This window comes from Hymenobacter sp. (assembly GCF_031398885.1).
GTDB lineage: Bacteria > Bacteroidota > Bacteroidia > Cytophagales > Hymenobacteraceae > Hymenobacter.
Map to the genome: position 1 here is coordinate 32,057 of NZ_JANNOD010000023.1, position 11,120 is coordinate 43,176.

Genomic DNA, 11,120 nt, shown 5'->3' on the forward strand with positions numbered 1-11,120 from the left:
CAACTAATTAGAAGCCGGCGTTGATGCCCACTGTGAAGGTGCGGGCCGACGGATAGGTCCCGAAGTCGATGCCCGTGGCCCGGACCCCGTCGCCGAGGGAGTTGCTGTTGGTGCCCTGCTCGGGGTCGAGGCCGGTGTAGTTCGTGAACGTGAGCAGGTTCTGCACGCTGGCGTAGAGGCGCACCGAGGAGATTTTCACGGGCGTCAGCAGCTTCTCGCCGAAGGTGTAGCCCAGCTGCAGGTTCTTCAGGCGCAGGTAGGAGCCGTCCTCCAGGAAGCGGTCGGACGGCTGCTTGTTGTTGGAGGCGCCGGTCCAGGACAGGCGGGGAAATTCGTTGGTGCTGCCCTCGGCCGTCCAGTAGTTGGTGGCCACCCGCTCCGTGACGTTGAAGGCTCGGTAAAAGCCCTCGATGTCGGTGTTCACTTGGTTGTAGAGCTTGTTGCCCTGCACGCCCTGAAAAAACGCACTCAGGTCCACGTTTTTGTAGCGCACGTTGCCCGTGAAGCCGTAGGTGAATTTCGGGATGGGGCTGCCCACAAACGCGCGGTCCAGCCCGTCGATGACGCCGTCCGGCACCCCGTCCGGGCCGCTGATGTCCTTGTACTTCACGTCGCCGGGCTTGATGCCCGGCCCCTGAAACGCGTGGGTGAACACCTCCTGCGCATTCTGAAAAATGCCCTCTTTTTGCAGCAGGTAGAACGAGCCGATAGGCTGGCCCACGTCGGTGAGCGTGGCGAAGTAGTTGTTGTCGATGCGCCCGCCCACGATGGGCGCGGCGTTGCCCAGCGACACCACTTCGTTGTTGAGGGTGGCGAAATTGCCGCTCAGGCCGTAGCTCCAGTCCTTGCCCACGGTGTTGCGGTAGGCCAGCTCTACCTCCAGGCCGTTGTTGCGGATTTTGCCGGCATTCACGGCCGGGTTGCCGCCGCCGCCGGCGCTGCTGGGCTGCGGCAGAAACAGCAGCACATCCGACGTATTCTTGATGAAATAGTCCAGCGTGAGCTGCAGGGCACCTTTCAACAGGCCCACGTCGAGGCCCGCGTTACTCTGGGTGCTGGTCTCCCAGCGCACGTTGGGGTTGCCCTTGGTCACGATGCTCAGGCCCTGGGTCGAAGCCCCGCCGAAGGGGTAGTAGAAGTTGCCACCAATGAGCGAGGCGTAAGGGTAGTTGCCGATGGCCGAATTGCCGAGCTGGCCCACGCTGGCCCGCAGCTTGAGCAGCGTGATGGCCGCGATGCCGCGCATGAACTCCTCCTGGGCAAGGTTCCAGCCCACCGAGCCCGAGTAGAAGTTCTGGGCCCGCAGGCCGGGCGAGAGCTGAGAGGAGCCGTCGCGCCGGAAGTTGAAGCTGGCCAGATACTTTCCGTCAAAATCGTAAGCCAGCCGGCCAAAGGCCGAGAGCAGCGAGGAATGCGCCTCCCCGCCCCCGTTCTGCTGAATGCCGATGCCGCTGTCGAGGTACTGGAACGTGGGCGACTGGTCGACGTAGCCCCGGCGCGAGGCCGAAATACCCCGCACGTTGTTCTTAATGGCCTCGGTGCCGACCAGGATATTGAATGTATTGCGGCCCAGCGGCAAGTCGTAAATGGCGGTATTGGTCCAGTTGTAGTTGAACTCGTTGGTGTTCGACTGCCCCAGCTGCGGCGGCGAGTTGAAGGACCGGTCAATGCCGAACGTCTTGAAAAACTGCTTGTAGTCGGTGATGAGGAAGGTTACGCCGTAGTCCGACCGGATGCGCAGGCGCTCAATCGGGCTGAATTCCACGTAGGCGTTGCCCAGCAGCGAGTAGCGGTTGAAGTTGCGGTCGGCCGCGTCGGCCAGGGCCACGGGGTTGATGCCATCGCCAAAAAAGGCCGAGGCAATTTTGCCGTCCGCCATGGGCAGGTCCACGAACTGGCCCTGTTCGTTATACACCGGCGTGGCCGGGGTGCGGAACAGGGCGTAGCGCACGATGCTGGCCCCCGGGTTACCGTCGCCAAAGCCGTCGCCCGAAGTGCCCACTTCCCGGGTTTTGGCGTACGACAGGTTGGCGTTGGTGCCCACCCGGAAGTACTTCGACAAGGTGCTGTTCACGGCCGTGCGCAGGTTGTAGCGGTCGTACGACGAGTTCTGAATCAGGCCGTCCTGTTTCAGGTAGCTACCCGACACGATGTACTGCGAGTTCTCGCCGCCGCCGCTCACGTCGGCCTGCACATTGTACTGCTGGGCGGGTTTGAGCACTTCCTTCAGCCAGTTCACGTCGGGCAGGGCGCTGGCCAGCGCGGCCGGAATCTGGTCGCGGCCGTCGTTCTGCGCCGCCACGTTGTAGGCCGCCACGTACTGGCTGGTGTTGGCCATCTGAATCAGGTTGGCCGGTGTTTGCACCCCGGTGTAGGCGCTCACGCTCAACCGGGGCTTGCCCGACTTGCCGCGCTTGGTGGTCACCACCACCACCCCGTTGGACGCCCGCGCGCCATAAATAGCGGCCGAAGAAGCGTCCTTGAGTATGTTGATGCTCTCGATGTCGTTGGGCGAAATCTGGTTGATGCCGTCCTTGGTCGGCACCCCGTCGATGATGTAGAGCGGGTTGTTGTCGTTGATGGTGCCCACCCCGCGAATGCGCACGGCGATGTTCTCGCCCGGCGCACCGGTGGCCTGCGTGATGGCCACGCCGGCGGCCTTGCCCTGCATTATCTGGGCCACGCCGCCCACCGGAATGCTGGCAATGTCGTTCTGGTTAATCTGCGCGACCGCGCCGGTCAGGTCCGACTTTTTCTGGGTCGTGTAGCCCAGCACCACCACTTCCTCAAGGGCCTTCACATCGGTTTGCAGCGCCACGCTCAGCTTGGTGCGCCCTTCCAGGTTGATTTCCTGGGTCACGAAGCCAATGGCGGAAATGACCAGCGTGGCCGTGGCATCGGGCAGGCTCAGGCTGAAGTTGCCGCCCACGTCGGTGGTCGTGCCGTTGGTGGTGCCCTTCACCAGCACGGTCACGCCGGGAATGGGCGCATTGTCGGGCCCCACCACTTGGCCCTGCACCGTAACGGCGGCGGCTGCCGTGGTTTCCCGGCTAGCCACCGGGCTCGCCCCGGCCCCAATCGTTTGCAGCGATGAACCAGGGTTTTTGGGCGCCGAGATGATGTAGACGTTGCGGCCGGTTTTCTCCAGGCGCAGGCCGCTCACGGTTACCACATAGGTCAGCTTTTCCTCCCAGGTGCGAAAGGTCAGGGCCTCCACGTTGACGTACTTGTCCCTCAAAAGCTCGCTGCGGCACAGGAAAAAGGCGTGGTGCGTGGTTTTGAATTCCTGCAAAATACTCTCCAGGGACGTGCCCTGCGCCGCCTGGCGGGCGGGCTCGGCCTGCGGCGCCGGCTTGAGCATGGCCACCATCGAGCTCTGGGCGTGGGCGGCCAGGGGCAGGTTGCCAACGGCTAACAAGGGCAGCAGCTTCAGCAGCCTACCGTAATGCGTATAAAGGGCCATGGGTGGGATTTTTAAGAGAATCAAGCAGTAAGCGGCAGCAGCACTCGGCTAGTCGAGCCAAACCCGGTTGCCTTCGCGGCGCACCGTTACGTCCAGGGACTTGCCCACAGCATTCAGCAGCACGTCCAGGTCATGATTGGGAATGGAGCCGGTGAGCTTTTGCTGGCGCAGGGCCGGGTTGGCCAGCGTGATGCGCAGGCCGTAGGTGTCCTCCAGCAAGGTGATGATTTCGGCCACCGGCGTGTTGTCGAAGTCCAGGTGCCCGCTGGTCCAGGCCGAGTAAAATTCGGGGCGTACTACGCGCTTCACCAGCGGCGTTTGCGGAGCGGCTTCGTTGTATTCCACCAGCTCACCGGGCTTCATCAGCAGGGGCGCGGGGTTGCCGGCCACCCGACGGCTTAGCTGTATCTGGCCCTCATTCAGCACCACTTTGGTTTTGCCCGCTACCTGCAGCACGGTGAACTGCGTGCCCAGCACCGCCACGTCCAAGGCCCTGGCGTGCACGGTGAACTTGACGTTATGCGGCGCAGCGGCCACGGCTTTCAACTCCGCGGGCGCCGTGTGCTGCACGTTGAAATATGCCTCGCCCGTGAGCCACACTTCGCGGGGCTGGCCCGGTGCCCAGGCCGCGGCCAGCCGGAGGGCCGAGTTGCTGTTCAGGGTCACGCGCGAACCGTCGGGCAGCACCACTTGCCGGCGCTCGCCGCTGCGGGTGGCGTAGCGCGTGAAGGCGGCGGCTGGTTCGGGGCGTTGCCACAGGCCCAGCCCCGTTAGGGTGAGCACCAGGGCGGCCACCGCGGCCACGGCCCAGTTGCGGGTGCGTATTGCGCGCCGTCCGGTCCGCAACGCCGGTTGGGCCCGGGGCGGTGCCGGCTGCTGCATGCTGTGCCAGAGCTTGGCCAGTTCCTCGCGTTTCAGGGCTTCGGGCGCTGGCTGGGACCGGCCCACCAACTGCTGCAGCACCGCGGCGGCTTCGTAAAACTCGGCTTCTTTGGCGGGGTGCTGAATTATCCAGCCCCGCCAAAATGCCACGGCCGCGGGGTCGCTTTCAAACACGAAAGCTTGAAAGGATTCATCGACTAAGAAGTCTTCAGCAGAATAGGCGGCGTAGTTCATAAGCGGACGGCTGGGCGAACAGCAGGCCAGCAGTTGGCCCCGGCCGCGCAGCCCGCGTTAGCGGCCGCTGCAACCCTGTTCACTTCCATCACGGCGCTAGCGGCGATTCATACTCACTCCGCGGTCTATTTTTTTGAGATAATTTGGTAAAATGCCCCTGGTGACTTAGAAATAGTCCTTATTTACAAATAAAAACTCCCTCAAACTGTCCTGCTGAGCTTCAGCACCCGCAGAGCAGGCACAGCAGCGCCAACGACACCACCAGCACTTTCCGGACGGCCTTCAGCGCATTGAAAACCAGGTTGCGAACCGACTGCACGTTGAGCGACATCACCTCGGCGATGCGCTCGTAGGAAAAGCCGTCGAAAAACTTGAGGTAAATGGCTTCGCGCTGGCGCTTGGATAGCTGGTTGAGCGCGGTGAGCAGCCGGGCGCTTTGCTCAGCGTCGCGCTGCTGGGTGATGAGGAATTCCTCGTGCGAGTAGGTGACTTCGAACGAGTCGGAGTAAGCCGGCAGCAGGTAACGGTGCTGGCGCAGCAGCTTGGTCTCGTCGCCCAGGTGCCGGCGCAGGGCCTTGAACAGATAGGCCTTCACCACCAGCACGGCCCGCAGGCCCTCGCGCCGCCGCCATAGCTTCTGAAACAGGTTCTGGATGCAGTCCTTCACCAGCTCCTCGTCGCCGGTCAGCTTCAGGCCATAACTGTACAGCGCGTCGTAATACACCTCGAAGAGCGTGGCCAGGGCTGGGGCATCGCCCAGGCGAAAAGCTTCCCAGAGCTGTGCGCTGTTCTCTTCGGTCATGGTGGGCAAGGCAACGGCAACGAAAGGCCCGGCGTGGAGCGCCCGAGCCAAGGGCCCGAAAAGCTCCGCCAGCGGCCTAAGGGTTAAGAATCTTGGGCGAGTTCCAAGTGGTAGGTCACCAGGTCGTCGATGGGCGAGCGGATGATTTTTCCCACCGCCATGCCGTGGGACGTAGCCACCTCCGTCAGCACATCGCGAAAGTTGTAGCCCACCGACCCGATGCAGTTGAAGGTGTGGCGCTGGTAGTCCGGGTAGTGCCGGATGATGTTCTGGAAAAACGCCCCGAAGCCGTCGAGCACGATTTGCCGGCAGTAGCTCACGTTGTTGTGGTCGTAGGCAAACTTGGCAAAGCTGGCCAGAAAGCGGTTGGGCAGCGGCTGGTTGTAGAGCCGGTCCAGGATTTCATCGCGCTCCAAGCCGTAAGCCGCGCGAAATTCCTGCTGTAGATTTCCCGGCAAAAGCTGCCGCAGGTAGTCGCGCAGTAACCGCTTGCCGATGAACGAGCCGCTGCCTTCATCGCCCAAAAAGTAGCCCAACGAATCGACGTTGTAGGTGATTTTTTTGCCGTCGTACACGCAGCTGTTGGTACCGGTGCCCAGAATGGCCGCAAACCCCGCCCCACGGCCGAGCAAGGCCCGAGCGGCGGCCAACAAATCGTGGTCGACGTAGATGCGGGCCCGCGTAAACACCGTCCGCATGGCGTCGGCCACGACGGCTACTTTGGACGGCGACGAAATGCTGGCCCCGTAGTAGTACAGCTCCGTTACCTGATTGCCCGCCAACGTGTCGGGGAGGCTTTTTCGCAAAGAGGCGACGATGCCAGCCGTGCCGATAAATTCTGGATTGTAGCCTTCCGTGTTGAAAAAAGACCGGTTACCATCGGCCGTAACCAGGCACCAGTTGGTCTTGGTGGAACCGCCGTCGGCAATTAGAATCATTGGCTGGAGTAAAGTGCGCAGGCGGTGACTTATTAAACTAACGCCCAGAAGACATTATGCTAATGTATGGGATTTGGGTCATCCGGCGCCAATTGCACGCAAATTTTACCCCCCTGCGGCCGGCTGAAATATTTTTGCGGTTGCCCGGCGCATTTGCAGGTTTCTGCTCACTCCGGCGTCGGAGCAGCCAAGAGCTCGCGGCAACTACGAACTGCCAATGATGGGGCACCCACTCTTGCGCGGTTTGCCGCCCCGAGCGTGCCACCAACCAGTCGCCGCGCACTGCCGCCGGGCGGGCACCTTCGCGGGCCGTTTTCCCGGCGGCGCCTCGAACAGCCCGCCGGCCCTACTCCTTCTCAAACAGCGCCGACACCCAGTTGCGCAGCGTGCGGTGGCGCTGGTAGCGCAGGCCGTGCCGGGCGGCCTGGGCCGTGATTTGGGCCAGGTCCTCTTCGTAGAAGCCGCTGAACAAAATGGGCCGGCCGCGGGGCAGCAGGCGGGCGTACTCGGGCATGTCCTCCAGCAGCACGTTGCGGTTGATGTTGGCCAGGATGAGGTCGAAGGGCGCTTCGCCGGCCAGGGTTTCGACGCCGCCCAGGCGGCACTCGATGCTGCGGCACTGGTTTTCGGCGGCGTTGTCGCGGGCGTTTTCCACGGTCCAGGGCTCGGTGTCGACGGCCAGGATTTGGCGGGCGCCCAGCAGCTCGGCCAGGATGGCCAGGATGCCGGTGCCGGTGCCCATGTCGAGCACGCGCAGGCCCCGGTGGTCCACGTCGAGCTGGTTTTCCAGCATCAGGGCCGTGGTTTCGTGGTGGCCGGTGCCGAAGGACATGCGCGGCATGATAACGATGTCGTAGTCCACCCCGGCCGGCGCGGGGTGGAACGGGGCCCGCACCGACACCCGCCCGGCGATGATGAGGGGCTGGAAATTCTTCTCCCACTCGGCGTTCCAGTTTTGGCGGGTGATGGTGCGGTGGGAGTGGTTCAGGTCGCCGATGCCCGCGTAGCGGGCCATGATTTCGGCCACCGCGTCGGGGTTGAAGGCTTCCTCGGTGGTGTAGGCGCAAAAGCCGGCGTCGTTGTCCTCGAAGGTGTCGAAGCCGACTTCGGCCAGCTCGGCCACCAGCATGTCGGCCAGCTCGCGCGGGGCTTCGACGGTCAGTTCAATAAAATCCATGCGGCGTAGCGGAGCAGTGAGTTAACAGTGCACAAAAGTCGCAACAAACGGCTGTAAACGCCTGTAATGGATTCGCACAACCGGCGAATAATGAACCACAGCTTTATTTGTGGACCCAAACACCTTTATCACCCTCCTTCACTATGTCGCAAATTTCCCGTTCGCTGTTCGGCGCTTTAGCCTTGGCCGGCGGCCTCAGCGCCTGCGGCGGCCAAGACAAAACCCCTGAGCAAACCGCCCAGGCCACGGCCGCTGCCCCAGTTGCCACCGAAGCGGCTCCGCCGCCCGCCGCCGGTTCCGAAACCCCGCCGGCCGCAGCCGCTCCGGGCGCTGCGTTCGACCTCAGCGCGATACCGGTTTCCAGCGCCAATCTTGGCCGGTTTCCGTACCTGGGGGCGTTGAAAGGGTACGGGTTTAATGTTCCTTCCGACAGCATTGGCTACGATTTCGAGCGCTCTTACATCTACGATGGCAAGAACCTAGTTGCCGTAGAAGGCAAGGTGGTCCGGCGGGCATACCTGGCAGCGGATGAGAAGGCAAAAGCTTCGAATTTGATGATTAGCCGTAATTACGAAGATTTGGTGAAGGGCCTGGGGGGCGTCAAGGTATCGACGGGCCGGGTACCCGGCGAGGCCGTGGAAAAAGTTGGCCGGGAAGAATACGAGAAACACGATGGTCAGCTCGACAGGTCGGACGACGATATCGACACCTACGTCATTCGCCAAAAAGACAAAGAAGTGTGGGTGCAGGTGATGCCTTACATCGAAGGAAAATACTACCAGCTGAACGTAACCGAGCGCGCCGCCATGCCCCAGCAGGCCGGCCTGGTGAAGGCCGACGAGTTAAAAAAAAACTAACGATGGAGGGCCACGTCGCCCTCTACCTGAACTTCGACCCGGATAAGGCCACCCTGCGGCCCGATGCCGAGCCCACGCTGGCCGAAGTTCGGAAGCTGCTGCAAACCAACCCAGCCCTGCGCCTGGGCGTGCAGGGCCACACCGACAACACCAGCACCCCCGCCCACAACCAGCAGCTTTCCGAGGCCCGCGCCCAAGAAGTGGTGCGCGCCCTCACGGCCCGGGGCGTGGCCGCCGAGCGCCTGCAAGCCGCTGGCTTCGGCCAAAGCCAGCCCCTGGCCGACAACGCCACCGACGCCGGCCGCGCCCGGAACCGCCGCGTGGAGCTGGTGAAGCAGTAGGGCAACCAAAGACCTTTATTTGCGAATTTTTTGGCACAATCAAGCCCCCTCACCTGCACCTCTCCTGGCAACATCCGCGCGCTGGGCAAGGCCGTGCTTCACGGCAGCGCAGTTGCCTGCCTGCTGCCACTCCCAAGACTGTTTCGCCGGCTCGGTTGAAAGCCCGCGCCAAAGCACCGCTTCATTTACCAGATTACCCCACCAAACCCATGCTCATGACCCGAATTTCCCGTCACCTTTTCGTTGCGCTGGCCCTCGCCAGCGGCCTCAGCGCCTGCGGCAGCAAAGACAAAGCGGCCGAGCAAACCGCTGAAACGAGCGCTGCAACCACCGCCCCAGTCGCCCCGGCCCCCACCGAAACCGCGCCAGCAGCCAGCAGCCCCGCGGCCCCAACGGCCCCGGCCGAGCCCACGGCCACGTTCGACATGAGCACCGTGCCCGAGTCCACCGCCGACCTGGGGCCGTTCCCGTACTTGGCGAGCTTGCCGAATTACGAGGTCAATACCTCCAATAGCTCCAGCTTCGATTTCGAGCGCTCCTACATCTACGACGGGAAAAACATCATCGCCGTGGAAGGCAAAGTGTCGCGCCGCCTGTTCCAGCCCAAAGACCGGGACAAGAAAAGCTCGGCCCTGATGGTGCAGCGCAACTACGAGGAGCTGTTCAAGCAGATTGGGGCGGTGAAAGTGTCCGACACCCAGGTGCCACGAGAAGCAGTCGAAAAAATCGGCAGCGACAATTACTACAAATACAACGGCGGAATTAGCGGCGGCAATGAGCCCGCTTACACCTACGTTCTGCGGCAGAAAGGCAAAGAAATCTGGCTACAACTGGAAGTGAGCACAGACCAGTACCGCCTGAACGTGACCGAGCGCGCCGCCATGGCCCAGCAGGCCACCCTGCTCAAGGCCGACGAGCTAAAAAAAACTAGACGCTGAGGGCCGGGTCGCGCTGTATCTGAATTTCGACACCGACCAGGCCCGCCTTAAAGCCGAATCGGAGCCCACGCTGGCTGAAGTTCGGAAGTTGCTGCAAGCCACCCCGGCCCTGCGCCTAGCCGTGCAGGGCCACACGGACAACACCAGCACCCCGGCCCACAACCAGCAGCTTTCCGAGGCCCGCGCCCGGGCAGTGGTGCGCGCTCTCACGGCCCAGGGCGTGGCCGCCGACCGCCTGCAAGCCGCCGGCTTCGGTCAAAGCCAGCCCCTGGCCGACAACGCCACCGACGCCGGCCGCGCCCAAAACCGCCGCGTGGAGCTGGTGAAACGATAGACTTGTTCCAACTGCCAGGCAGGGGCCGGTTGCGTTTCTGCTGCGCCCATTTGTTTCTCGCGGCTGGTTGCTGGTTGCTAGCTGAAAACCCTAGCAAACCAGCTGCGAGAAACAACCCCTGTAACTTCGGCTGGGCCTGCGCAAAACCAGGCTAATCACTTGGTAATCATTTCGCTTTTACCCAATGCTTATGCCAATATTCCGCTTTCTGCGTGGGCTCCGCACCACGTTGGCGCGGCTTGTCGCCGCCACTCCGAGCTCACCCAGCCGCAAACCGCGGTGGGCCCGCCTGCTTGGCCTGAGCCTTGTGCTTACCGGCCAAAGCAGTAGCCCTTCGGCGGCCCAGCCCCGACAGGCCCCGCCCGTCACCGGGGCGGTCTTCACGTTGAGTATCGACGGCGAAAAGGTGCCGGCTCATTCGTACGTGCTGTCCAACGTGCCGCCGCCCTTGCAAGGTTTTGTGTTAGGGATTGAGTCGGAGCAGACTCAACTCACCATCACCGGCACGCCAAGCGCACCGCTGGCCGTGGGCAAGTACGACTTCCTCGACATCATGGAATCCGGCGTGCTGGTAACGGCGGGCTTGCCGCCTCGCTTCGATAAGGAGCTTGAGAACCGGCAGACCGGCTTCCATTCCCGGATAGGCTACAAGGAAGGCTCTCCGCTGGCCGGCGTCTACGATTGGGGCGCGGGGCTCCAGGAGCTGCAAGGCCGGAAACTGGGCCAGATGGTGTTCACCCGCGTCTCAAATGGCACCGCCGATGGCTCGTTCCAGTCGTACGTGTACGGTGTTTTGTCTTCCAAAACGATTCCTTACAAAGGCCGCGAGCGAGTGTTTCAGAAACTTCAGGGCCACCAGCTGCGGGGTACCTTTAAGAACTTGCCCATCAACAACGTGGCCAAAGCAATGAACGACCTGAAGAAATTAACGGATGCGCTGGGGCCAGCCCTGCCACCCCCCAAGCCCCGGCGCTAACCACCCGCGTCGCCCAAAAAAGCGGCGACCGGAACCAGCACCGCCCCGCTCGGCTTAGGGTGTGTGGACAGCAAGCCCAAAAGACGGTCATGCAGCGCGCAGCGAAGCATCTCGCGTGCTACCGTTGTTGTCGTCAGCCCGCGAGGTGCTTCGCTGCGTCGATGGCCGGAGTGATTGG

The 11,120-nt window shown here is 62.7% G+C and carries 11 protein-coding genes; 5 read left to right on the forward strand and 6 right to left on the reverse strand.

The window, feature by feature from the left end; genetic code table 11:
- Nucleotides 1–7 precede the first annotated feature (7 nt).
- From RMO51_RS03555 to prmA, 5 genes are all read right to left on the reverse strand, one after another.
- Nucleotides 8–3,463, reverse strand: a complete 3,456-nt coding sequence (locus tag RMO51_RS03555; protein WP_310392056.1) for a TonB-dependent receptor — start codon at nucleotides 3,461–3,463, stop codon at nucleotides 8–10.
- A 48-nt stretch (nucleotides 3,464–3,511) separates the two neighbouring features.
- Nucleotides 3,512–4,579: a FecR domain-containing protein gene (locus RMO51_RS03560; protein WP_310392058.1), complete on the reverse strand. Its 1,068-nt coding sequence runs from the start codon at nucleotides 4,577–4,579 to the stop codon at nucleotides 3,512–3,514.
- Between the two features lie 220 nt (nucleotides 4,580–4,799).
- Nucleotides 4,800–5,381 carry a sigma-70 family RNA polymerase sigma factor gene (locus RMO51_RS03565; RefSeq protein WP_310392060.1) on the reverse strand — a complete coding sequence of 194 codons (582 nt, stop codon included), beginning with the start codon at nucleotides 5,379–5,381 and terminating at the stop codon, nucleotides 4,800–4,802.
- Nucleotides 5,382–5,464: 83 nt separating this feature from the next.
- Entirely contained in the window at nucleotides 5,465–6,319 is an 855-nt protein-coding gene (locus RMO51_RS03570; protein ID WP_310392062.1) for an N-acetylglucosamine kinase, read from the reverse strand.
- A gap of 346 nt (nucleotides 6,320–6,665) precedes the next feature.
- On the reverse strand, nucleotides 6,666–7,496 hold the full coding sequence (prmA, locus tag RMO51_RS03575) for a 50S ribosomal protein L11 methyltransferase (RefSeq protein ID WP_310392064.1): 831 nt from the start codon (nucleotides 7,494–7,496) through the stop codon (nucleotides 6,666–6,668).
- A 143-nt stretch (nucleotides 7,497–7,639) separates the two neighbouring features.
- Between prmA and RMO51_RS03580 the strand changes: the two genes are divergently transcribed.
- From RMO51_RS03580 to RMO51_RS03600, 5 genes are all read left to right on the forward strand, one after another.
- Nucleotides 7,640–8,353: a hypothetical protein gene (locus RMO51_RS03580; protein WP_310392066.1), complete on the forward strand. Its 714-nt coding sequence runs from the start codon at nucleotides 7,640–7,642 to the stop codon at nucleotides 8,351–8,353.
- 2 nt (nucleotides 8,354–8,355) lie between these two features.
- A complete protein-coding gene (locus RMO51_RS03585; protein ID WP_310392068.1) occupies nucleotides 8,356–8,694 on the forward strand; it encodes an OmpA family protein in 339 nt (112 codons plus the stop codon).
- 215 nt (nucleotides 8,695–8,909) lie between these two features.
- The gene (locus RMO51_RS03590; RefSeq protein ID WP_310392070.1) at nucleotides 8,910–9,632 is read left to right on the forward strand and encodes a hypothetical protein; all 723 of its coding nucleotides are present in this window, start codon (nucleotides 8,910–8,912) and stop codon (nucleotides 9,630–9,632) included.
- 19 nt (nucleotides 9,633–9,651) lie between these two features.
- Complete coding sequence (locus tag RMO51_RS03595; protein ID WP_310392076.1) at nucleotides 9,652–9,966, forward strand: OmpA family protein; 315 nt, start codon at nucleotides 9,652–9,654, stop codon at nucleotides 9,964–9,966.
- A gap of 307 nt (nucleotides 9,967–10,273) precedes the next feature.
- Nucleotides 10,274–10,942: a hypothetical protein gene (locus RMO51_RS03600; protein ID WP_310392072.1), complete on the forward strand. Its 669-nt coding sequence runs from the start codon at nucleotides 10,274–10,276 to the stop codon at nucleotides 10,940–10,942.
- Here the strand turns inward: RMO51_RS03600 and RMO51_RS03605 are convergent.
- Nucleotides 10,939–11,120, reverse strand: a 182-nt coding sequence (locus RMO51_RS03605) for a hypothetical protein (RefSeq protein WP_310392074.1), incomplete at its 5' end; no start/stop codon positions are given. The genes RMO51_RS03600 and RMO51_RS03605 overlap by 4 nt on opposite strands.